Here is a 21,705-nt window from a genome sequence, read left to right on the forward strand (position 1 = left end):
TTACTCCAGTTACTTAACGAGTTCACCATTCGATTTGAAGAAACGTACTTTCTTGCCGTCTTCAAATCGGAAACCTACACGATCCGCCTTGCCAGTAGCAGGGTTAAAGATCGCCACATTTGATACTTGAATCGCAGCTTCTTTCTCTACGATGCCACCAGTGATACCCAGTTGTGGGTTCGGCTTGGTGTGCTTCTTAACGAGATTGATGCCTTCAACAACTACCTTGCCGGTAACCAGTACGCGAGTCACTTTGCCACGCTTACCTTTATCTTTACCGGTCAGAACAATCACTTCGTCTTCACGACGGATTTTTGCTGCCATTTTGAAGCTCCTTACAGTACTTCTGGTGCCAGCGACACAATCTTCATGAATTGCTCAGTACGCAGTTCACGTGTCACAGGTCCAAAGATACGAGTACCAATCGGCTGCAGGTTGTTGTTCAGCAGAACAGCTGCATTCCGATCGAAGCGAATGACAGAACCGTCTGGACGACGTACGCCTTTCTTAGTACGGACTACCACCGCGTTATACACATCACCTTTCTTCGCTTTAGCGCGAGGAATGGCTTCTTTAACAGAAACCTTGATGATGTCGCCGATACCGGCATAACGACGATGAGAGCCACCCAAGACCTTAATACACTGAACTCTGCGAGCGCCACTGTTACATGCGACGTCCAGAGTCGATTGCATTTGGATCATTTTAAGTGCTCCGCTATCGTTACTTCACGAACCCCATTATTGGGGCATTAACTAACCATTTTGGTCCAGAAACAGACAAAAATGGCGCGCAAGTATAACACCGTTAAATCTGAATGAACAGTGCTAAAAAACAAACGGCCCCGAAAAGGGGCCGTTTTTCTTTCCAGGCTAAAATTAAGCCTTAGAAACTACGTCTACCAGGGTCCAAGACTTGGTCTTAGACAGAGGACGACATTCGCGAATAGTCACTACGTCGCCTTCATTGCACTGGTTCAGTTCGTCGTGTGCATGGATCTTGGTTGTACGCTTGATGAACTTACCATAGATTGGGTGTTTCACCAGACGCTCAACAGCCACAGTAATGGACTTGTCCATCTTGTTGCTGGTCACGCGACCCTGCAAAGTACGGATTTTGTCAGACATTATGCACCCGCCTTAGAAGTAATAATGGTCTTAACACGCGCAATGTTACGGCGCACTTGCTTCAGCTGGTGAGTTTGGGCCAGCTGGCCAGTGGCGTGTTGCATACGCAGGTTAAACTGCTCACGCAGCAGACCAAGCAATTCAGCGTTCAGTTCTTCAACGCTCTTTTCTCTCAGTTCGCTCGCTTTCATTACATCACCGTCTTAATTACAAAGGTAGTCTTGATAGGCAGTTTGGCAGCGGCCAGACCGAAGGCTTCACGAGCCAACTCTTCTGGAACACCATCCATCTCATAGAGTACCTTACCAGGCTGAATCTGGCATACCCAGTATTCAACGTTACCTTTACCTTTACCCATACGCACTTCAAGAGGCTTAGCGGTAATAGGCTTGTCAGGGAAGACACGGATCCAGATCTTACCTTGACGCTTAACATGACGTGTCATAGCACGACGCGCAGACTCGATCTGACGGGCAGTCAGGCGACCACGGCCGACGGCTTTCAGACCAAAAGTACCGAAACTTACTTCAGTACCTGCAGCCAGACCACGGTTGCGGCCTTTGTGCATCTTGCGGAACTTCATACGTTTTGGTTGCAGCATTGCCGGCTCTCCTACTTGTTACGAGGCTTGCGCTTAGGTTGCTGCTGTTTCGGCTCTTCTACCTGAGGCAGCATACCGTCCAGAACTTCACCTTTGAAGACCCAAACTTTAATGCCGATCACACCGTAGGTGGTGTGGCTCTCAGAAGTAGCGTAGTCGATATCAGCACGCAGTGTGTGCAGAGGCACACGACCTTCACGGTACCATTCGGTACGCGCAATCTCAGCGCCGCCGAGACGGCCACTAACTTCAACTTTGATACCTTGTGCACCGATGCGCATGGCGTTCTGTACAGCGCGCTTCATAGCACGACGGAACATTACGCGACGCTCCAGCTGCTGAGCGATAGAATCAGCTACCAGCTTAGCGTCCAGCTCGGGCTTACGGATCTCAGCGATGTTAATTTGGGCAGGAGTGCCAGAAATCTTGGCAACTTCAGCGCGCAGTACTTCAACATCTTCACCCTTCTTACCGATCACAACGCCTGGACGGGCAGTGTGGATGGTAACGCGGATGCTTTTCGCTGGGCGTTCAATCACGATCTTGGATACAGATGCGGCTTCCAGTTTCTTTTCCAGAAACTTACGCACTTCCCAGTCGCTGTTCAGGTTATTTGCATAATCTGACTTATCGGCGTACCAGGTAGAGATCCAAGGCTTGGTGATACCCAGACGGATACCATTAGGATGTACTTTCTGTCCCATTGCTCTCTATCTCCTAGCGATCTGATACAACCACAGTGATGTGGCTGGTACGCTTCATGATACGATCAGCACGGCCTTTGGCACGTGGCATGATGCGCTTCATAGTTGGGCCTTCGTCAACGAAAACCTTGGCGATTTTCAGATCGTCGATATCAGCACCTTCGTTGTGCTCGGCGTTGGCGATAGCAGAATCAACGACTTTCTTAACCAGTACGGCAGCCTTTTTCGGGCTGAAAGTCAGAATCTCCAGGGCCTTGGCAACAGGCAGACCGCGGATCTGATCAGCAACCAGGCGAGCCTTCTGAGGCGACGTACGGGCAAAACGATGTTTAGCTAAAACTTCCATCTTAAGTCTCCCGTATTAGCGCTTCTTCGCTTTCTTATCAGCAGCGTGGCCGCGATAAGTGCGAGTTGGTGAAAACTCACCAAGCTTGTGACCAATCATCTCGTCAGTAACGAACACAGGTACGTGCTGACGCCCATTATGGACAGCGATGGTCAACCCAATCATTTGTGGGATGATCATAGAACGGCGTGACCAAGTCTTGATAGGCTTTTTGTCACCCGCTTCCACCGCTTTCTCTACCTTCTTCAGCAAGTGCAGGTCGATAAATGGACCTTTCTTGAGAGAACGTGGCATGGCGAATCCTCTTAATTACTTATTACGACGACGTACAATGTACTTGTCGGTGCGCTTGTTGCTACGAGTCTTATAACCCTTGGTTGGAACACCCCAAGGAGTTACTGGGTGACGGCCACCAGAAGTACGGCCTTCACCACCACCGTGTGGGTGATCTACCGGGTTCATGGCAACACCACGAACGGTTGGGCGTACACCTCTCCAACGCTTGGCACCAGCTTTACCCAGCTGACGCAGCATGTGCTCGGAGTTACCCACTTCACCCAGGGTAGCGCGACAGTCTACAGGCACTTTGCGCATTTCGCCGGAGCGCAGACGCAGAGTGGCGTATTCGCCATCACGAGCTACAACCTGAACATAAGCACCAGCAGAACGTGCGATCTGAGCACCTTTACCAGGCTTCATTTCCACCGCGTGAACAACAGAACCCACAGGGATGTTGCGCAGTGGCAGAGCGTTACCCACTTTGATGTCTGCATCAACGCCAGAAACGACTTTGTCGCCAGCCTGCATGCCTTTGGCAGCCAGGATGTAACGACGCTCACCGTCGGCGTACAGCACCAGAGCGATGTTGGCGGTACGGTTTGGATCGTACTCCAGACGCTCAATCTTGCCTGGGATACCGTCTTTGTTACGCTTGAAATCGATCAGACGGTAATGTTGCTTGTGACCACCGCCAACGTGACGAACGGTGATACGACCAGTGTTGTTACGACCACCAGACTTAGACTTCTTGGCCAGCAGGCCAGCGAAAGGCTTGCCTTTGTGCAGATCGCTGTTAACGATCTTCACAACGCCACGACGACCTGGAGAAGTAGGCTTACACTTAACAATTGCCATGAGTAATCTCCTTACGCTTCAGCGCCAGCGAAGTCGATGTCAGCGCCGGCAGCCAGAGTCACATAGGCTTTTTTCCAATCGCTACGACGGCCTACACGGGCACCGTGACGCTTGGTTTTGCCTTTGTTGACGAGGGTGCGAACACCAGCAACTTCAACTTCGAACAGTTTTTCAACGGCAGCTTTGATTTCACTCTTGGTGGCATCGATAGCTACACGGAAAACTACAGTGTTGGTCTTCTCAGCAACCACAGTGCTCTTTTCAGAGATGTGTGGAGCCAGGATAACTTTCAGTAAACGCTCTTCGCGGATCATGCCAGCATCTCCTCGATTTGCTTCACAGCATCAGCAGTTACCAGGACCTTGTTGAACGCGATCAGGCTTACTGGATCCAGGCCTGCTACGTCACGCACGTCAACCTTGTACAGGTTACGAGCAGCCAGGAACAGGTTCTCGTCAACTTCTGCAGTCACAATCAGCACGTCTTCCAGGTCCATAGCTTTCAGCTTGGCCTTCAGTTCTTTAGTCTTAGGAGCTTCAACAGCAAACTCTTCAACTACAACCAGACGCTCTTGACGTACCAGCTCGGACAGAATGCTCTTCAGAGCGCCGCGGTACATCTTCTTGTTTACTTTTTGGCTGTGATCTTGGGTTTTAGCAGCGAATGTTACGCCACCACCACGCCACAGTGGACCTTTGATACCGCCGGCACGAGCGCGACCGGTACCCTTCTGGCGCCATGGCTTTTTGCCAGTGCCAGTGATTTCAGCGCGAGTCTTTTGAGCACGAGTGCCCTGACGCGCGTTCGCAGCGTAAGCTACAACTACCTGATGAACCAGTGCTTCGTTAAAGTCACGGCCGAAGGTAGTCTCGGAAACTTCAAGAGCGCGAGAAGCGTCTTTCAATACCAATTCCATTACTATCTCCTCAGACCTTAGGCTTTAACAGCTGGCTTGATGATCAGGTTGCCGTTGGTAGCGCCTGGAACGGCACCTTTAACCAGCAGCAGGTTACGCTCAACATCTACACGTACAACGTCCAGATTTTGAGTGGTAACGCGCTCAGCGCCCATGTGACCTGACATCTTCTTGCCTTTGAATACACGACCTGGCGTCTGGTTCTGACCGATAGAACCGTTAGCGCGGTGTGACAAAGAGTTACCGTGAGTCATGTCCTGGGTGCGGAAGTTCCAGCGCTTAACGCCACCCTGGAAACCTTTACCCTTAGACTGACCAGTAACATCTACTTTCTGCACGTCAGCGAAGATATCTACATTCAGCTCAGCACCAACTTCAATGCCTTCGCCTTCACCGTCGGCCAGACGCATTTCCCACAGACCACGACCGGCTTCAACGCCCGCCTTGGCAAAGTGGCCAGCTTCTGGCTTGGTTACGCGATGGGCTTTTTTGGCGCCAGTTGTAACTTGAAGTGCGCGGTAACCGTCGTTTTCCAGAGTCTTAACCTGGGTTACGCGGTTGGCTTCTACTTCGATTACAGTAACAGGGATAGACACGCCATCTTCGGTGAAGATGCGGGTCATGCCCACTTTACGACCAATAAGACCGATAGCCATCTCTACAAACCTCTTATAAGGATCTCTGTTAACCCAAGCTAATCTGGACATCAACGCCAGCAGCGAGATCCAGACGCATCAGGGCGTCAACGGTTTTCTCGGTTGGCTCAACGATGTCAACCAGACGCTTGTGAGTACGCAGTTCGTACTGGTCACGAGCATCTTTATTAACGTGCGGAGAGATCAAAACGGTGAAACGCTCTTTGCGAGTCGGCAGTGGGATAGGACCACGAACCTGAGCGCCAGTGCGCTTAGCAGTTTCAACGATTTCCGCAGTAGACTGATCGATCAAACGATGATCAAATCCTTTCAAGCGGATACGGATTCTTTGGTTCTGCATTGACCAGAGCTCCTAAAATGAACACATAAAAAATCACCCTCTAGCCATTTCCCTTTTGGGAAAGACAGAGCGAGATGATTTAACCGTTCGACCCCCAATCGGGGTCGCTGTAGTAGTGACCTTAAGCAAAAAGCCCGGTCAACTATGTCGCCAACCTAAGTTCGCGAGCGGCTTATTATACACGGCCGACACGCAGGATCAAGCTAGCTGAGCAATTCGTCGACAATAATCTGTCGAAACATAAGTAGCGCGGCATTATACGGACTTTTGCACAAATTGCCAGCTTTTTATGCACAGGTATTCTGGGACCCATTTTCTACCGGGCAACAAAAAGGCGACCCTGAGGTCGCCTTTTTCCAAGTCTACGAGATTACTCGTGGATCTTGGCTACTACACCAGCACCTACAGTGCGGCCGCCTTCACGGATAGCGAAGCGCAGGCCTTCGTCCATCGCGATTGGGCAAATCAGGGTTACAACCATCTTGATGTTGTCGCCTGGCATTACCATCTCTACGCCTTCTGGCAGTTCGATGGTACCGGTCACGTCAGTTGTACGGAAGTAGAACTGTGGACGGTAGCCTTTGAAGAATGGAGTGTGACGACCACCTTCTTCTTTAGACAGTACGTATACTTCTGATTCGAACTTGGTGTGTGGCTTGATGGTGCCTGGCTTGGACAGTACCTGACCACGCTCAACTTCATCACGCTTGGTACCACGCAGCAGGATACCGCAGTTCTCACCGGCACGACCTTCGTCCAGCAGCTTACGGAACATTTCTACGCCGGTACAAGTAGTCTTGGTGGTATCTTTGATACCAACGATTTCTACTTCTTCACCAACTTTAACGATACCGCGCTCTACACGACCGGTTACTACAGTACCACGGCCAGAGATTGAGAATACGTCTTCGATTGGCATCAGGAACGGCTTGTCGATAGCACGCTCTGGCTCAGGGATGTAAGTATCCAGGGCTTCAGCCAGCTCAAGGATCTTGGATTCCCAAGCTGGGTCACCTTCCAGAGCTTTCAGAGCAGAACCCTGAATTACTGGCAGGTCATCACCTGGGAAGTCGTATTCAGACAGCAGTTCACGAACTTCCATCTCTACCAGTTCCAGCAGCTCTTCGTCATCTACCATGTCACACTTGTTCATGAACACGATGATGAAAGGTACACCTACCTGACGAGACAGCAGGATGTGCTCACGAGTCTGTGGCATTGGGCCGTCAGTCGCAGCTACTACCAGGATAGCGCCGTCCATCTGGGCAGCACCGGTGATCATGTTTTTCACGTAGTCAGCGTGACCTGGGCAGTCAACGTGAGCGTAGTGACGAGTTGCAGTATCGTACTCGATGTGAGAGGTATTGATGGTAATACCGCGCTCACGCTCTTCTGGAGCGTTATCGATCTGAGAAAAGTCGCGAGCCTCACCACCGAAAGTCTTGGTCAGTACGTGAGAGATAGCAGCAGTCAGAGTGGTTTTACCATGGTCAACGTGACCGATGGTGCCCACGTTTACGTGGGGCTTGTTACGTTCAAATTTAGCTTTAGCCACGATATATTCCTTTCTTTTCAGAAATACCCGTCAATACGAGCGGGTAATATCAGTTAGTTTAACAGTTACACCCTTGCTGGACATCAGCTGCGGGCTTCAATAACTGCCTTTGCAATGTTCTGCGGCGCGTCGGCGTACTTATAAAACTCCATGGAGTATGACGCACGACCCTGAGTTGCAGAGCGCAAATCAGTCGCATATCCAAACATTTCAGACAGAGGCACCACGGCATGGACTATCTTAACGCCACCGACGCCGTCATCCATACCTTCAATCAGACCACGACGACGGTTCAGATCACCTACTACGTCACCCATGTAATCTTCTGGAGTGGTTACTTCTACCTTCATGCAAGGCTCGAGCAACACAGGTTTCGCCTCGAGTGCGCCCTTTTTGAAGCCCATTGAACCTGCAACTTTGAAGGCCATTTCGTTCGAGTCCACATCGTGGTAGGAACCATCGAACAGGGTGACCTTCACGTCCAGCACAGGGAAGCCGGCCAAAACACCGTTCTTCATCTGTTCCTGGATACCCTTGTCAACGGCAGGGATGTATTCCTTGGGAACCACACCACCCACGATTTCGTTGACAAATTCATAGCCGGCGCCTTCTTCGTTGGGCTCGATACGCAACCAGACGTGACCAAACTGACCACGACCACCGGACTGACGTACGAACTTACCTTCGGCTTCGACTTTGGCACGGATGGTTTCACGGTAGGCAACCTGAGGTTTACCCACGTTACACTCAACATTAAATTCGCGACGCATACGGTCAACGATAATGTCCAAGTGTAGTTCACCCATACCTGAGATCAGAGTCTGACCTGATTCTGCATCGGTTTCTACCCGGAAAGACGGATCTTCAGCAGCCAGCTTTTGCAGCGCGATACCCATCTTGTCCTGGTCCGCCTTGGAGCGTGGCTCCACGGCAATAGTGATCACGGGCTCTGGGAACTCCATACGCTCGAGGATCACCTTGTTGTCTGAGTCACACAGGGTATCCCCTGTGGTCACTTCTTTCAGACCGATGGCGGCGGCGATATCACCGGCACGCACTTCTTTGAGCTCAGTGCGATCGTTGGCGTGCATCTGCACGATACGACCGATACGCTCACGCTTCTGCTTCACTGAGTTGTACACAGAGGCACCGGATTCCAGTACGCCTGAGTAAACGCGGATAAAGCACAAGGTACCCACGAATGGGTCAGTAGCAATCTTGAATGCCAGCGCAGAGAAAGGCGCGTTGTCGTCGGCATGACGCTCAACTTCTTTCTCATCATCGTCGATACCCTTAATGGCAGGTACGTCGACTGGAGCCGGCAGATACTCAACAACGGCATCCAGCACTGCTTGCACGCCTTTGTTCTTGAAGGCGCTGCCACAGGTGGCCAGAACGATTTCGTTGTTGATGGTACGCTGACGCAGTGCGGCCTTGATTTCAGCTTCGGTCAGTTCGCCTGATTCCAGGTACTTTTCCATCAGCTCTTCTGAGGCTTCGGCGGCACTTTCCACCAGGTACTCGCGCATTTCAGTGGCTTTATCCACCAAATCCGCAGGAATGTCTTCATAGGTGAAGGTCATCCCCTGGTCCGCTTCGTTCCAGTTGATGGCTTTCATCTTGATAAGGTCAATCACGCCTTTGAAGTGTTCTTCCGCACCAATGTTTAATTGGATAGGCACACAGGTCGCCCCCAGACGCTTGCGGATCTGGTTGCATACGCGATCGAAGTCGGCACCGGCACGGTCCATCTTGTTAACGAACACCATGCGCGGTACGCCATACTTGTTGGCCTGACGCCATACAGTCTCAGACTGAGGCTCAACGCCGGAGGCGCCGCAGAACACTACTACTGCACCGTCAAGTACGCGCAAAGAGCGCTCTACTTCAATGGTGAAGTCAACGTGTCCGGGGGTGTCGATGATGTTGATGCGGTGTTCGGTGAACTGGGCGTCCATACCGCGCCAGAAGGTGGTTACGGCAGCCGAGGTAATGGTAATACCACGTTCCTGCTCCTGAACCATCCAGTCAGTGGTCGCGGCACCATCGTGTACTTCACCGATTTTGTGAGACAGGCCAGTATAGAACAGCACCCGTTCGGTGGTAGTCGTCTTACCTGCGTCAACGTGAGCACAAATACCGATGTTACGGTAGCGCTCAATGGGAGTTGTACGAGCCACGATAATAATCCTCTATACCGGAATAGTTTCCGGCAAAATCCGTAGCGGCGAGGACTGCCGAGGCAGTCCTCGCCATTTTTATTACCAGCGGTAATGAGCGAACGCTTTGTTCGCTTCGGCCATGCGGTGAACGTCTTCACGCTTCTTCACTGCAGTGCCTTTGTTGTCGGATGCATCCAGCAGTTCACCTGCCAGGCGCAGAGCCATAGATTTTTCACCACGCTTACGAGCAGCTTCAACCAACCAGCGCATCGCCAGAGCGTTGCGACGTACTGGACGGACTTCACAAGGAACCTGGTAAGTAGAACCACCAACACGGCGGGACTTAACTTCCACGGCAGGACGAACGTTGTCCAGAGCGGCTTCCAGAACCACCAGGTGGTCTTCGCCTTTCTTCTCGGCAACTACATCCAGAGCCTTGTAAATGATTTTTTCTGCGACGGATTTCTTACCGTCTTGCATAATGACGTTGATGAACTTAGCCAGCAACTCACTATTGAACTTTGGATCAGGCAGGATTTTGCGCTGACCTACTACGCGACGTCTTGGCATAACAATTCTCCGTATGCTTCAGGTATTTCCAAAACTGGAAGTTTTTAAAAAAAAGCTTGGCCTTACTTAACGGATAACCATTAAGACTTAGGACGCTTGGCACCGTACTTAGAACGAGCCTGACGGCGAGCGTTAACGCCAGCACAGTCCAGAGCGCCACGAATGGTGTGATAACGAACACCTGGCAGGTCTTTAACACGACCGCCACGGATCAGGATCACACTGTGCTCCTGCAGGTTGTGGCCTTCACCGCCGATATATGAAGTAACTTCAAAACCGTTGGTCAAACGCACACGAGCTACTTTACGCAGTGCAGAGTTTGGTTTCTTTGGGGTGGTGGTGTACACACGAGTACAAACACCACGCTTTTGTGGGCACGCTTCCAGTGCAGGCACATTAGTCTTGTCGACTTTTGGTGCACGTGGCTTACGTACCAACTGGTTTACAGTTGCCATGTTTTGCTCCGTTTAGTTGAAAAAGCTCAACGTAAGGGTGTAAAAATCTAATCCCACAGTAGTGGGACGCGGAATTTTAGAAAGGTCGGCGCAAACTGTCAAGAAATAGCCAACTTATGGACCGATTTACCGACAAAAAAGGCGCCTTTCGGCGCCTTTTTCACAGAGCAGTAACTTACTCTTGGCTACCGGCCAGGTTCAGCAGATCCGCCAGGTTCTGCTCAGCTTCGCTGGCAGTGATGGTCGGAGCCGCAGTTTCTTCACCCGCAGCACGCGCCTTGGCGCGGTTGGTGTGGTACGCGAAACCGGTACCAGCCGGGATCAGACGACCCACAATCACGTTCTCTTTCAGACCGCGCAGGTTGTCGGACTTGCCGCCAACAGCCGCTTCGGTCAGAACGCGGGTGGTTTCCTGGAACGAGGCCGCAGAGATAAAGGACTCAGTCGCCAGAGACGCCTTGGTAATACCCAGCAGTTCGCGTTCGAACTTGGCTGGCAGCTTACCGGCAGCTTCCAGATCGCGGTTGGCAATCTTCACGCGAGCCACTTCTACCTGTTCACCTTCCAGGAACTCAGAATCACCGGCCTGGGTGATGATGCACTTACGCAGCATCTGGCGAATGATCACCTCGATGTGCTTGTCGTTGATCTTCACACCCTGCAGACGGTAAACGTCCTGTACTTCGTTCACGATGTAGTTGGCCACGTTGTGGATGCCACGCAGACGCAGAATGTCATGGGCTGACTCTGGGCCGTCGGCGATAACTTCACCACGCTCAACCTTTTCACCTTCGAACACGTTCAGGTTACGCCACTTAGGAATCATTTCCTCGTAAGCATCGCCACCGTCGTTCGGGGTGATAACCAGACGGCGCTTACCTTTGGTTTCTTTACCGAAGGAGATAGTACCGCTGATTTCGGCCAGGATCGCAGGCTCTTTTGGACGACGGGCTTCGAACAAGTCAGCAACCCGTGGCAGACCACCGGTGATGTCGCGGGTCTTGGACGATTCCTGAGGAATACGTGCCAGGGCGTCACCCACGCTGATCTTGGCGTTGTCGTCCAGGTTCACAATCGCGTTGCCAGGCAGGAAGTACTGCGCTGGAACGTCGGTGCCTGGGATAGTCAGGTCGTTGCCGTTGTCATCTACCAGACGAACTGCTGGACGCATTTCTTTACCGGCAGAGGTACGCTGACCCACGTCCAGTACCACGATTGAAGACAGACCGGTCAGTTCGTCGGTCTGACGGGTAATGGTTACACCGTCAATCATGTCTACGAACTTAATGCTACCTGCCACTTCAGTGATGATTGGGTGAGTGTGCGGATCCCAGTTCGCAATGATCTGGCCTGCATTCACCTCGGCACCTTCTTTGGTGTCAAGCACGGTACCGTAAGGCACCTTGTAGCGCTCTTTCTCACGACCCAGCTCATCGATGATGGCCAGCTCAGAAGAACGAGATACGATAACCAGTTTGCCGTCGCTGTTGGTAACGTACTTGGCGTTGTGCAGCTTCAGAGTACCGGCGTTCTTCACCTGTACGCTGTTTTCGGCAGACGCTCGAGATGCCGCACCACCGATGTGGAACGTACGCATCGTCAGCTGTGTACCTGGTTCACCGATTGACTGGGCAGCAACCACACCGATGGCTTCACCCATGTTGATGATGTGGCCACGGGCCAGGTCGCGGCCGTAACACTTGGCACACACACCAAAGTCGGTTTCACAGGTAATTACTGAGCGAACCTGTACTTCGTCAACGCTGTGCTGTTCGAGCTTGTCACACCAGGCTTCGTCCAGCAGAGTGTTACGAGGCGCCAGCACTTCGTCGGTACCTGGGTAGAACACGTCTTCGGCAACCACACGGCCCAGTACGCGCTCACGCAGCGGCTCAACCACGTCACCACCTTCAATCAGCGGCTTCATGGACAGACCTTCGGTCGCGCCACAGTCGTCTTGGATGATCACCAGATCCTGGGCCACATCCACCAGACGACGAGTCAGGTAACCTGAGTTCGCAGTCTTAAGTGCGGTATCCGCCAGACCCTTACGAGCACCGTGGGTAGAGATAAAGTACTGCAGTACGTTCAGACCTTCACGGAAGTTCGCCACGATGGGCGTTTCGATGATGGAGCCGTCTGGCTTGGCCATCAGACCACGCATACCCGCCAGCTGACGGATCTGAGCGGCACTACCCCGCGCGCCTGAGTCGGCCATCATGTAGATGCTGTTGAACGACTTCTGCTTTTCTTCTTCGCCCTGACGGTTAATCACTGTCTCGGTAGACAGGTTTTCCATCATGGCCTTGGACACCTTCTCGTTGGCGCTTGCCCAGATGTCGATCACCTTGTTGTAACGCTCACCGGCGGTTACCAGACCAGACTGGAACTGCTCCTGGATCTCGATAACTTCGGCTTCGGCGTCGGCAACCAGAGTGTACTTCTCTTCCGGGATCACCATGTCGTTGATACCCACAGACGCACCAGAGATGGTGGCGTAGTGGAAACCGGTGTACATCAGTTGGTCAGCGAAGATAACGGTATCTTTCAGACCCAGCTGACGGTAACAGGTGTTCAGCAACTTGGAGATCTGCTTCTTGCCCATGTCCTGGTTCACCAGGTCGAAAGACAGACCGGCTGGCAGGATTTGCGACAGGATGGCACGACCAACAGTGGTATCAACGATACGACGCTGTTTGGTACGCTCACCGTTTTCACCCACGATGGTTTCGGTAATACGTACTTTCACGCGGGCGTGCAGCTCGGCAGCACCTACGCGATAGGCTTTTTCAGCTTCGGCAACAGACTCGAACGCCATACCTTCACCGCGACCGTTTACACGTTCACGGCTGATGTAGTACAGACCCAATACCACGTCCTGAGAAGGAACGATAATTGGTTCACCGTTAGCTGGCGACAGGATGTTGTTGGTAGACATCATCAGCGCACGGGCTTCCAGCTGGGCTTCCAGAGTCAGAGGTACGTGTACCGCCATCTGGTCACCGTCGAAGTCGGCGTTGTATGCCGCACACACCAGTGGGTGCAGTTGGATTGCCTTACCTTCGATCAGTACAGGTTCGAACGCCTGAATACCCAGACGGTGCAGTGTTGGTGCACGGTTGAGCATCACTGGATGTTCGCGGATCACTTCATCCAGTACGTCCCACACCTCAGCAACTTCACGCTCTACCATCTTCTTGGCGGCTTTGATGGTGGTGGCCAGGCCACGACCTTCCAGCTTGCCGTAGATGAAGGGCTTGAACAGCTCGAGTGCCATTTTCTTTGGCAGACCGCACTGATGCAGACGCAGGGTAGGACCTACGGTAATTACCGAACGGCCAGAGTAGTCAACACGCTTACCGAGCAGGTTCTGACGGAAACGACCCTGCTTACCCTTGATCATGTCGGCCAGGGATTTCAGAGGACGCTTGTTGGAACCGGTAATGGCACGGCCGCGACGACCGTTGTCCAGCAGCGCATCCACAGATTCCTGCAGCATACGCTTTTCGTTGCGTACGATGATGTCTGGCGCAGCCAGATCCAGCAGACGCTTCAAACGGTTGTTACGGTTGATCACACGGCGATACAGATCGTTCAGATCGGAAGTCGCAAAGCGGCCGCCGTCCAGAGGTACCAGAGGACGCAGGTCCGGTGGCAGAACTGGCAGCACTTTCAGGATCATCCACTCTGGCTTGTTGCCAGAAGTGTAGAAGGCTTCCATCAGCTTCAGACGCTTGGTCACTTTCTTGCGACGGGTCTCAGAGTTGATGGATGGCAGCTCTTCGCGCATCTGCTCGATTTCTTTCTCGAGGTCGATGGCACGCAGCAGATCCAGTACGGCTTCGGCGCCCATTTTGGCTTCGAATTCATCACCGTACTCTTCCAGAGAATCCAGGTAGTTTTCTTCGGTCAGCATCTGACCGCGCTCCAGGCTGGTCATGCCTGGCTCGATAACCACATAAGATTCGAAATACAGCACGCGCTCTATATCACGCAGCGTCATATCCAGCATCAGACCGATACGGGACGGCAGTGATTTCAAGAACCAGATGTGAGCAACTGGGCTGGCCAGTTCGATGTGACCCATACGCTCACGACGTACCTTGGTCTGAGTGACTTCAACGCCACACTTCTCACAGATAACACCACGGTGCTTGAGACGCTTGTACTTACCACACAGACACTCGTAGTCCTTCACAGGACCGAAGATGCGGGCACAGAACAGACCTTCGCGCTCAGGCTTGAAGGTACGATAGTTGATGGTTTCTGGCTTTTTCACTTCACCAAAAGACCATGAACGGATCAGGTCGGGAGAAGCCAGACCGATCTTGATGCCTTCAAACTCTTCGGTCTTACCCTGCTGTTTCAGAAACTTTAATAAGTCTTTCACGTTTCTCTCCTGAAGGAGTTAAACCAGGTGCCCCGTCCTGCCGGGCGGGACACCGTGTTAATTGCCAAACGCGTTTGGCGCCCTGTTACTCTTGATCCAGCTCGATGTTGATACCGAGCGAACGGATCTCCTTCAGCAGTACGTTGAAGGACTCAGGCATACCAGGTTGCATCTGGTGGTTTCCGTCCACGATGTTCTTATACATCTGAGTACGGCCGTTCACGTCATCGGACTTAACAGTGAGCATTTCCTGGAGGGTGTACGCAGCACCGTATGCTTCCAGGGCCCACACTTCCATCTCACCGAAACGCTGACCACCGAACTGGGCTTTACCGCCGAGAGGCTGCTGGGTAACCAGACTGTAAGAGCCGGTAGAACGGGCGTGCATTTTGTCGTCTACCAAGTGGTTCAGCTTGAGCATGTACATGTAACCCACGGTTACATCACGCTCAAAGGCGTTGCCGGTACGACCATCAAACAGCTTCAGCTGACCAGAAGTCGGCAGGCCGGCGAGTTCGAGCATCTGCTTGATCTCTTTCTCTTTGGCGCCGTCGAACGCAGGAGTCGCAGTTGGCAGACCGTCTTTCAGGTGCTTGGCCAGGCGGATAACTTCTTCATCGGTGAAGGAGTCGATATCCACTTTCTGCTGGGTTTCACCCAGCTCGTAAGCCTGCTTGATGTAATCGCGCAGTTCGGCCAGTTCACGCTGCTCTTCGAGCATAGCGCTGATGCGGTTACCAATACCCTTGGCAGCAGCACCCATGTGAACTTCCAGTACCTGACCGATGTTCATACGAGACGGTACACCGAGTGGGTTCAGTACGATATCCACTGGGTTGCCTTGCTCGTCGTATGGCATGTCTTCGATAGGACAGATCTTGGAGATCACACCCTTGTTACCGTGACGACCCGCCATCTTGTCACCAGGCTGGATGGTACGCTTAACCGCCAGGTAAACCTTAACGATCTTCAGTACGCCTGGAGCCAGGTCATCGCCCTGGGTGATCTTGCGACGCTTGTGCTCGAACTTCTTGTCGAAGTCGGCTTTCAGCTCTTCGTGCTGTTCCGCCAGTTGCTCAAGTTCGGTCTGCTTGGTTTCGTCATCGATAACCTGAGTCAGCAGTTCCTTGCGTGGGATGGCATCCAGCTGAGCTTCGGTGTAACCACCGGCCAGCAGCAGACCACGGGCACGGCTCAGAACGCCTTCTTCGAGGATCTTGAACTCTTCAGACAGGTCCTTACGGGCCTGAGCGATGTGCATCTCTTCGATTTCGATGGCACGCTTGTCTTTCTCAACGCCGTCACGGGTAAATACCTGAACGTCGATTACAGTACCAGTTACTGAGTTAGGCACGCGCAGTGAGCTGTCCTTAACGTCAGAAGCCTTCTCACCGAAGATGGCGCGCAGCAGTTTCTCTTCAGGGGTCAGCTGGGTTTCGCCTTTTGGCGTTACCTTACCAACCAGAATGTCACCGCCTTTCACTTCGGCACCGATGTAAACGATACCTGACTCGTCCAGCTTAGACAGCGCAGACTCACCCACGTTAGGGATGTCAGCGGTGATCTCTTCGCTGCCGAGCTTGGTGTCACGGGCGATACAGGACAGTTCCTGAATGTGAATAGTGGTGAAACGGTCGTCCTGAACTACACGCTCAGAAATGAGGATGGAGTCTTCGAAGTTGTAACCGTTCCATGGCATGAACGCCACGCGCATGTTCTGACCCAGAGCCAGATCACCAAGGTCAGTAGAAGGACCGTCAGCCAGTACGTCGCCACGAACGATAGGATCGCCTACCTGGCAGCATGGACGCTGGTTGATACAGGTGTTCTGGTTAGAACGGGTGTACTTGGTCAGGTTATAGATGTCGATACCGGCTTCGCCTGGGCGCAGCTCATCTTCATTCACCTTAACCACGATGCGGCTGGCATCAACGTAATCGATCACACCGCCACGCTTGGCGGCTACTACTACGCCGGAGTCCACAGCCAGTGCGCGTTCGATACCGGTACCTACCAGCGGCTTTTCTGCGCGCAGGGTTGGAACGGCCTGACGTTGCATGTTCGCGCCCATCAGTGCGCGGTTAGCATCGTCGTGTTCCAGGAACGGAATCAAAGAAGCAGCAACAGAGATGATCTGCTGTGGCGATACGTCCATGTACTGGATGTCAGAGGCGCGCATAAAGGTAGATTCACCTTTATGACGACAGGCAACCTGCTCTTCCAGGATGCGGCCTTCGTTGTCCAGTTCGATGTTGGCCTGTGCAATCACATAGCGGCCTTCTTCGATGGCAGACAGGTATTCCACGTCGTCGGTTACTACGCCATCAACTACTTTACGGTATGGAGTTTCCAGGAAGCCGTAAGAGTTGGTGCGAGCGAAAGTAGCCAGCGAGTTGATCAGACCAATGTTTGGACCTTCAGGGGTCTCAATTGGACACAGACGACCGTAGTGAGTAGGGTGCACGTCTCGCACTTCGAAGCCGGCACGCTCACGGGTCAGACCGCCTGGACCCAGGGCCGAAATACGACGCTTGTGGGTTACTTCAGACAGCGGGTTGTTCTGGTCCATAAACTGAGACAGCTGAGAAGAACCGAAGAACTCTTTCACCGCGGCCGAAATTGGCTTGGCGTTGATGAGATCCTGAGGCATCAGCTCGTTCAGGTCGCCCAGAGACAGACGTTCACGTACAGCGCGCTCAACACGTACCAGACCTACGCGGAACTGGTTTTCGGCCATTTCGCCAACGCTACGGATACGACGGTTACCCAGGTGGTCGATATCGTCCACTTCATCGTTGCCGTTACGGATTTCGATGATCTTCTTCATCACCGCAACGATATCGTCGTTAGACAGTACGCCAGTGCCCACGTCATCGGCAATTTCCAGACGACGGTTGAACTTCATACGACCTACTTTAGACAGGTCGTAACGCTCTTCGCTGAAGAACAGGTTCTGGAACAGGGCTTCGGCAGCATCCTTGGTTGGTGGCTCGCCAGGACGCATCATGCGATAGATTTCAACCAACGCCTCGAGGCGGTTGGTGGTGGAATCGATACGCAGGGTGTCAGAAATGTAGGCACCGTGATCCAGCTCGTTGATGTAGAGCGTGGAGATATCCTTGATGCCGGCCAGCGACAGCTGAGCCAGATCTTCCAGACGTACTTCGTTGTTGGCGGTCAGCAGTACTTCGCCGGTATCCGGATCGATGTAGTCCTGAGCTGCAATCTTACCAACGATGTACTCAACCGGTACTTCCAGTTCAGTGGTGTTGGTTTTTTCCAGCTGGCGGATGTGACGCGCAGTGATGCGACGACCCTTCTCAACCACGAGGGTGCCTTCAGAGTCTTTGATGTCATAGCTGGCGGTTTCGCCACGCAGACGCTCAGGCAGCAGCTTCATCACCAGAGAATCTTTCTTGATGCTGAAGTCTACGCGCTCAAAGAAGATATCCAGGATGTCCTGGGTAGAGTACTCGAGGGCACGCAGGATGATGGTCGCAGGCAGCTTACGACGACGGTCGATACGAACGAACAGAGCGTCTTTCGGATCGAATTCGAAGTCCAGCCAGGAACCACGGTAAGGAATAATACGCGCGTTATACAGCACCTTGCCCGAAGAGTGAGTCTTGCCACGGTCGTGGTCGAAGAACACACCGGGAGAGCGGTGCAGCTGAGATACGATAACACGCTCGGTACCGTTAATAACGAAGGTACCGTTTTCAGTCATAAGAGGGATATCCCCCATGTAGACTTCTTGTTCTTTAATGTCTTTAACCGTGCCAGGAGCTGCTTCACGGTCAAACAGCACCATGCGCAGTTTAACGCGCAGGGGGGCAGAATAAGTAACGCCACGGATTTGGCATTCTTTCACATCAAATACAGGCTCACCCAGCTTGTAGCTGACATATTGCAGCTCAGAGTTACCGGAAAAGCTCTTGATGGGGAAAACGCTGCGGAAGGCGGCTTCCAAACCGCGCTCACCGGTAGGATCTTGATCGGTGAACTTCTTGAAAGAATCTAACTGAATCGACAGCAGGTAAGGAATATCCAGCACCTGTGGACGCTTACCAAAGTCTTTGCGAATACGCTTCTTTTCAGAATAGGAGTAAACCATGGGTTTCCTCTTGCTTGCGAGATGTGACCAAGACTGAACTAACTCTTTGTTAATCCAGCACGTTTGCCCATCACCGTTGAAGGCAAGAACCTAACCAATAATCACTGCTAGGGACTGCAGACTGTGGCGATAAACGGTGAAAAAAATCGCCGGCGCTTACAGCGCAAAAAAGGCCGACGGCTAAAAAACCGTCAGCCTCCATCCGGGATCACTCCCGGATGTTGTAAGCTACAGAATAGCTTACTTGATCTCTACCTGAGCGCCAGCTTCTTCCAGCTCTTTCTTCAGAGCTTCAGCTTCTTCTTTAGATACAGCTTCTTTAACAGCTACTGGAGCAGCTTCGGCCATAGCTTTGGCTTCTTTCAGGCCCAGACCGGTAGCGCCACGGATAGCTTTAATAACAGCTACCTTGTTGTCGCCATGAGAGGTCATAACTACGTCGAACTCAGTCTTCTCTTCTACGGCAGCAGCGTCACCGGCACCACCGGCTACTACGGCAGCAGCAGCAGAAACACCGAACTTCTCTTCCATAGCTTCGATCAGTTCAACAACTTCCATTACAGACATAGCTGCAAAGGCTTCAAGGATTTGGTCTTTAGTGATAGACATAACAAAAATTTCCTAATGTTCTGAATTCAATTAATTCAAGCGGCCAGCTTAAAATTAAGCGGCTTCTTGCTTTTGATCGCGCAGCGCGGCCAGAGTACGAACGAACTTGCCAGCAGATGCTTCCTTCATAGTCATCATCAGCTGTGCCAGTGCTTCTTCGTAAGTTGGCAGTTTTGCCAAACGATCAATGTCAGCTGCAGGGATGAAGTTCCCTTCGAAAGCTGCACCTTTAACTTCGAATTTAGCTTGCTCTTTCGCGAAGTCTTTCAGCAGACGTGCGGCGGCACCTGGGTGCTCGTTAGAGAAAGCAATCAAAGTTGGGCCAGTGAACACTTCGTTCAGGCACTCAAAAGCAGTACCTTCAACTGCACGACGAGCCAGAGTGTTACGTACAACTTTTACGTACACAGCGTTGGCGCGAGCAGCTTTACGCAGAGCGGTCATGGCGCCTACAGTTACACCGCGAGAATCGGCTACAACTGCAGACAGTGCACCTTTGGCAGCTTCGTTGACTTCAGCAACAATCGCTTTTTTGTCTTCGAGTCTTAATGCCATTGGCTATACTCCTGGATTCTACCCGGGGAAACCCCGGAATTTACCTACCCACCCGAGGGTGAGTGACTTACGGTGCAGAGTATCCAGCAGAAAAAATCTAAACTGGGGACTGACACCGTCTACGCAGGAAATTAAGTAAATCTAATGAGTTACACCTGCGGTCTTGGACGGAAACCTGCTCTCACCCGAAGGTAAAACACAGGCTTCAACCCACAAAAGTGCGCGCATTATAGACTAATGCGCGCCCCTTGTAAAATTAAGCAGTAGCTTCCAAGGTGCCCTGATCAACAGAAACACCGGCACCCATGGTGGTGGAAATGCTTACTTTCTTAACGTACTGGCCCTTGGCAGCAGCAGGCTTTTGCTTCTTCAGCGCAACCAGCAGAGCTTCCAGGTTTTCCTTCAGCTTAACAGAATCGAAATCAACCTTACCGATGGTGGTGTGGATGATACCGTTCTTGTCGTTACGGTAGCGAACCTGACCGGCCTTGGCATTCTTAACGGCTTCAGCAACGTTAGGAGTTACAGTACCAGTCTTAGGGTTAGGCATCAGGCCACGTGGGCCCAGGATTTGACCCAGCATACCTACAACGCGCATTGCATCTGGAGAAGCAATAACTACGTCGAAGTTCATTTCGCCGGCTTTAACCTGCTCGGCCAGATCTTCCATACCTACCAGTTCAGCACCGGCTTCTTTGGCAGCTTCAGCGTTGGCACCCTGGGTGAACACGGCAACGCGCACGTCACGACCGGTACCGTGTGGCAGTACGATAGCGCCACGAACGTTCTGGTCAGATTTACGTGGGTCAACGCCCAGGTTAACGGCTACGTCTACGCTTTCAACGAACTTGGCAGTGGCCAGTTCTTTCAGCAGAGAGATAGCTTCGTTGATGTCATAGGCCTTGGTTGAATCCACTTTGTCGCGGATTACGCGCATGCGTTTAGTCAGCTTTGCCATTGTATTAGTCCTCTACTACCAAGCCCATGGAACGTGCAGTACCTTCGATTGAGCGAGACATCGCTTCAATGTCAGCACCAGTCATATCGGCGGCTTTGGTCTCAGCGATTTCCTGAACCTGAGCGCGCTTGATAGTACCCACTTTCTGGGTGTTAGGACGGCTAGAACCTGACTTCAGACCAGCAGCTTTCTTCAGCAGGAATGATGCTGGAGGAGTTTTGGTCTCGAAAGTGAAAGAGCGATCGTTGTAAACAGTGATCACTACTGGAATCGGCATGCCTTTCTCAAACTTTTCAGTACGAGCGTTAAAGGCCTTACAGAATTCCATGATGTTCACACCTTTTTGACCCAGAGCTGGACCAACTGGTGGAGATGGGTTAGCGGCACCAGCTGCAACTTGCAGCTTGATGTAAGCTTCAATTTTCTTTGCCATTGTGACATTTCCTCTATTTGGGTTCTAACGCCAACCCGCAACATGCGGTTCAGCTCCCCGAAAACAACGGGTGCGGATTA

The 21,705-nt window shown here is 52.2% G+C and carries 23 protein-coding genes; all 23 read right to left on the reverse strand.

All coding sequences use genetic code 11. From position 1 onward, the window contains the following. Positions 1-9: 9 nt before the first annotated feature. A complete protein-coding gene (gene rplX / locus MJ923_RS20185) occupies positions 10-324 on the reverse strand; it encodes a 50S ribosomal protein L24 (protein ID WP_011758345.1) in 315 nt (104 codons plus the stop codon). A gap of 11 nt (positions 325-335) precedes the next feature. Continuing rightward, entirely contained in the window at positions 336-704 is a 369-nt protein-coding gene (gene rplN / locus MJ923_RS20190) for a 50S ribosomal protein L14 (RefSeq protein WP_011758344.1), read from the reverse strand. A 174-nt stretch (positions 705-878) separates the two neighbouring features. Next, positions 879-1,127, reverse strand: a complete 249-nt coding sequence (gene rpsQ, locus MJ923_RS20195) for a 30S ribosomal protein S17 (protein ID WP_126169089.1) — start codon at positions 1,125-1,127, stop codon at positions 879-881. Next, on the reverse strand, positions 1,127-1,318 hold the full coding sequence (rpmC, locus tag MJ923_RS20200) for a 50S ribosomal protein L29 (protein WP_011758342.1): 192 nt from the start codon (positions 1,316-1,318) through the stop codon (positions 1,127-1,129). The genes rpsQ and rpmC overlap by 1 nt, the downstream gene beginning before the upstream one ends. Then, on the reverse strand, positions 1,318-1,728 hold the full coding sequence (gene rplP, locus MJ923_RS20205; protein WP_126169088.1) for a 50S ribosomal protein L16: 411 nt from the start codon (positions 1,726-1,728) through the stop codon (positions 1,318-1,320). Before rplP ends, rpmC begins: the two co-directional genes overlap by 1 nt. Positions 1,729-1,739: 11 nt before the next feature. After that, a complete protein-coding gene (rpsC, locus tag MJ923_RS20210) occupies positions 1,740-2,432 on the reverse strand; it encodes a 30S ribosomal protein S3 (RefSeq protein ID WP_126169087.1) in 693 nt (230 codons plus the stop codon). Between the two features lie 13 nt (positions 2,433-2,445). After that, complete coding sequence (gene rplV, locus MJ923_RS20215; protein WP_126169086.1) at positions 2,446-2,778, reverse strand: 50S ribosomal protein L22; 333 nt, start codon at positions 2,776-2,778, stop codon at positions 2,446-2,448. Positions 2,779-2,793: 15 nt separating this feature from the next. Further along, positions 2,794-3,072 (reverse strand): 30S ribosomal protein S19, encoded by a 279-nt coding sequence (gene rpsS, locus MJ923_RS20220; protein WP_011758338.1) that lies wholly within the window; start codon positions 3,070-3,072, stop codon positions 2,794-2,796. 15 nt (positions 3,073-3,087) lie between these two features. Then, a complete protein-coding gene (gene rplB, locus MJ923_RS20225) occupies positions 3,088-3,912 on the reverse strand; it encodes a 50S ribosomal protein L2 (RefSeq protein ID WP_126169085.1) in 825 nt (274 codons plus the stop codon). Between the two features lie 11 nt (positions 3,913-3,923). Next, positions 3,924-4,226: a 50S ribosomal protein L23 gene (gene rplW, locus MJ923_RS20230; RefSeq protein ID WP_126169084.1), complete on the reverse strand. Its 303-nt coding sequence runs from the start codon at positions 4,224-4,226 to the stop codon at positions 3,924-3,926. Beyond that, positions 4,223-4,828 (reverse strand): 50S ribosomal protein L4, encoded by a 606-nt coding sequence (gene rplD / locus MJ923_RS20235; RefSeq protein ID WP_126169083.1) that lies wholly within the window; start codon positions 4,826-4,828, stop codon positions 4,223-4,225. Before rplD ends, rplW begins: the two co-directional genes overlap by 4 nt. A 17-nt stretch (positions 4,829-4,845) precedes the next feature. After that, positions 4,846-5,484: a 50S ribosomal protein L3 gene (gene rplC, locus MJ923_RS20240; protein ID WP_240592620.1), complete on the reverse strand. Its 639-nt coding sequence runs from the start codon at positions 5,482-5,484 to the stop codon at positions 4,846-4,848. A 28-nt stretch (positions 5,485-5,512) separates the two neighbouring features. Next, positions 5,513-5,824 carry a 30S ribosomal protein S10 gene (gene rpsJ, locus MJ923_RS20245; RefSeq protein WP_011758333.1) on the reverse strand — a complete coding sequence of 104 codons (312 nt, stop codon included), beginning with the start codon at positions 5,822-5,824 and terminating at the stop codon, positions 5,513-5,515. 370 nt (positions 5,825-6,194) lie between these two features. Further along, complete coding sequence (tuf, locus tag MJ923_RS20250; RefSeq protein ID WP_126169070.1) at positions 6,195-7,379, reverse strand: elongation factor Tu; 1,185 nt, start codon at positions 7,377-7,379, stop codon at positions 6,195-6,197. An 83-nt stretch (positions 7,380-7,462) separates the two neighbouring features. Next, on the reverse strand, positions 7,463-9,559 hold the full coding sequence (gene fusA, locus MJ923_RS20255) for an elongation factor G (RefSeq protein WP_126169081.1): 2,097 nt from the start codon (positions 9,557-9,559) through the stop codon (positions 7,463-7,465). An 81-nt stretch (positions 9,560-9,640) separates the two neighbouring features. Then, the gene (gene rpsG / locus MJ923_RS20260; RefSeq protein ID WP_126169080.1) at positions 9,641-10,111 is read right to left on the reverse strand and encodes a 30S ribosomal protein S7; all 471 of its coding nucleotides are present in this window, start codon (positions 10,109-10,111) and stop codon (positions 9,641-9,643) included. A gap of 80 nt (positions 10,112-10,191) precedes the next feature. Further along, positions 10,192-10,566 (reverse strand): 30S ribosomal protein S12, encoded by a 375-nt coding sequence (gene rpsL, locus MJ923_RS20265; RefSeq protein WP_126169079.1) that lies wholly within the window; start codon positions 10,564-10,566, stop codon positions 10,192-10,194. A gap of 175 nt (positions 10,567-10,741) precedes the next feature. Continuing rightward, the gene (rpoC, locus tag MJ923_RS20270; RefSeq protein ID WP_240592621.1) at positions 10,742-14,956 is read right to left on the reverse strand and encodes a DNA-directed RNA polymerase subunit beta'; all 4,215 of its coding nucleotides are present in this window, start codon (positions 14,954-14,956) and stop codon (positions 10,742-10,744) included. Between the two features lie 85 nt (positions 14,957-15,041). After that, on the reverse strand, positions 15,042-19,070 hold the full coding sequence (gene rpoB / locus MJ923_RS20275) for a DNA-directed RNA polymerase subunit beta (protein WP_240592622.1): 4,029 nt from the start codon (positions 19,068-19,070) through the stop codon (positions 15,042-15,044). Between the two features lie 240 nt (positions 19,071-19,310). Continuing rightward, complete coding sequence (rplL, locus tag MJ923_RS20280; protein WP_240592623.1) at positions 19,311-19,679, reverse strand: 50S ribosomal protein L7/L12; 369 nt, start codon at positions 19,677-19,679, stop codon at positions 19,311-19,313. A 54-nt stretch (positions 19,680-19,733) separates the two neighbouring features. After that, complete coding sequence (rplJ, locus tag MJ923_RS20285; protein ID WP_126169075.1) at positions 19,734-20,234, reverse strand: 50S ribosomal protein L10; 501 nt, start codon at positions 20,232-20,234, stop codon at positions 19,734-19,736. A 256-nt stretch (positions 20,235-20,490) separates the two neighbouring features. Further along, positions 20,491-21,192 (reverse strand): 50S ribosomal protein L1, encoded by a 702-nt coding sequence (rplA, locus tag MJ923_RS20290; protein WP_126169074.1) that lies wholly within the window; start codon positions 21,190-21,192, stop codon positions 20,491-20,493. A 4-nt stretch (positions 21,193-21,196) separates the two neighbouring features. Further along, on the reverse strand, positions 21,197-21,625 hold the full coding sequence (rplK, locus tag MJ923_RS20295) for a 50S ribosomal protein L11 (RefSeq protein WP_126169073.1): 429 nt from the start codon (positions 21,623-21,625) through the stop codon (positions 21,197-21,199). Between the last annotated feature and the right edge of the window lie 80 nt (positions 21,626-21,705).

The organism is Shewanella zhuhaiensis (assembly GCF_022484835.1).
GTDB classification, from domain to species: domain Bacteria; phylum Pseudomonadota; class Gammaproteobacteria; order Enterobacterales; family Shewanellaceae; genus Shewanella; species Shewanella khirikhana.

Bases quoted from the DNA above. Each gene is read 5' to 3' on its own strand.
- rplW (WP_126169084.1), bottom strand. From the start codon at position 4,226: ATGATCCGCGAAGAGCGTTTACTGAAAGTTATCCTGGCTCCACACATC.
- rplV (WP_126169086.1), bottom strand. From the start codon at position 2,778: ATGGAAGTTTTAGCTAAACATCGTTTTGCCCGTACGTCGCCTCAGAAG.
- rplL (WP_240592623.1), bottom strand. From the start codon at position 19,679: ATGTCTATCACTAAAGACCAAATCCTTGAAGCCTTTGCAGCTATGTCT.
- rpsQ (WP_126169089.1), bottom strand. From the start codon at position 1,127: ATGTCTGACAAAATCCGTACTTTGCAGGGTCGCGTGACCAGCAACAAG.
- rplA (WP_126169074.1), bottom strand. From the start codon at position 21,192: ATGGCAAAGCTGACTAAACGCATGCGCGTAATCCGCGACAAAGTGGAT.
- rplK (WP_126169073.1), bottom strand. From the start codon at position 21,625: ATGGCAAAGAAAATTGAAGCTTACATCAAGCTGCAAGTTGCAGCTGGT.
- rpoB (WP_240592622.1), bottom strand. From the start codon at position 19,070: ATGGTTTACTCCTATTCTGAAAAGAAGCGTATTCGCAAAGACTTTGGT.
- rplP (WP_126169088.1), bottom strand. From the start codon at position 1,728: ATGCTGCAACCAAAACGTATGAAGTTCCGCAAGATGCACAAAGGCCGC.
- rplD (WP_126169083.1), bottom strand. From the start codon at position 4,828: ATGGAATTGGTATTGAAAGACGCTTCTCGCGCTCTTGAAGTTTCCGAG.
- rplX (WP_011758345.1), bottom strand. From the start codon at position 324: ATGGCAGCAAAAATCCGTCGTGAAGACGAAGTGATTGTTCTGACCGGT.
- rplB (WP_126169085.1), bottom strand. From the start codon at position 3,912: ATGGCAATTGTTAAGTGTAAGCCTACTTCTCCAGGTCGTCGTGGCGTT.
- rplJ (WP_126169075.1), bottom strand. From the start codon at position 20,234: ATGGCATTAAGACTCGAAGACAAAAAAGCGATTGTTGCTGAAGTCAAC.
- rpsG (WP_126169080.1), bottom strand. From the start codon at position 10,111: ATGCCAAGACGTCGCGTAGTAGGTCAGCGCAAAATCCTGCCTGATCCA.
- rpmC (WP_011758342.1), bottom strand. From the start codon at position 1,318: ATGAAAGCGAGCGAACTGAGAGAAAAGAGCGTTGAAGAACTGAACGCT.
- rplN (WP_011758344.1), bottom strand. From the start codon at position 704: ATGATCCAAATGCAATCGACTCTGGACGTCGCATGTAACAGTGGCGCT.
- rpsS (WP_011758338.1), bottom strand. From the start codon at position 3,072: ATGCCACGTTCTCTCAAGAAAGGTCCATTTATCGACCTGCACTTGCTG.
- rpsC (WP_126169087.1), bottom strand. From the start codon at position 2,432: ATGGGACAGAAAGTACATCCTAATGGTATCCGTCTGGGTATCACCAAG.
- rpsJ (WP_011758333.1), bottom strand. From the start codon at position 5,824: ATGCAGAACCAAAGAATCCGTATCCGCTTGAAAGGATTTGATCATCGT.
- rplC (WP_240592620.1), bottom strand. From the start codon at position 5,484: ATGGCTATCGGTCTTATTGGTCGTAAAGTGGGCATGACCCGCATCTTC.
- rpsL (WP_126169079.1), bottom strand. From the start codon at position 10,566: ATGGCAACTGTAAACCAGTTGGTACGTAAGCCACGTGCACCAAAAGTC.